Raw genomic sequence first — 387 nt, forward strand, 5'->3', positions numbered from 1 at the left:
GGCCGATCTGGTCGAACAGCAGTTCGGCGAGCTGCGCCTTGGTGAGCGCGGGCGTCTCCAGGCTCTCCACGGCGAGTTCCATCATGTCCGCCCCCTTGGAAGTGTTGGTCAAGGTCATCGTCACCGCAGCCTCGCTCCCAGTTGCTGCTGCAGCTGCTGCAGCACCGCCTGCACCGATTCGTCGATCTCCGCCTCGGTCAGCGTCGCCGTGCCGTCGCCGAAGGTCAGCCGCACCGCGAAGCTCTTCTCGCCGGGCGCGAAGCCTCCGACCACGGCCTCGGCGTCGTCCTTGCCGCGCTTGGGGCGGAACACGTCGAACAGCACCGCGGAGCGCAGGCGCTCGGCGGGCAGCGCGGCCTGGGCCACGCGCATGACGTCCGCATGCGT

General features: G+C 69.8%; 1 protein-coding gene. It reads right to left on the bottom strand.

The window, feature by feature from the left end; genetic code table 11:
* Nucleotides 1-120: 120 nt before the first annotated feature.
* Nucleotides 121-387: hypothetical protein (locus K9U40_RS24545; RefSeq protein ID WP_282892639.1), on the bottom strand; the 267-nt coding region annotated here is incomplete at its 5' end.

It is taken from the genome of Xanthobacter autotrophicus (assembly GCF_030015065.1).
In the GTDB taxonomy this organism is placed as follows: domain Bacteria; phylum Pseudomonadota; class Alphaproteobacteria; order Rhizobiales; family Xanthobacteraceae; genus Xanthobacter; species Xanthobacter autotrophicus_D.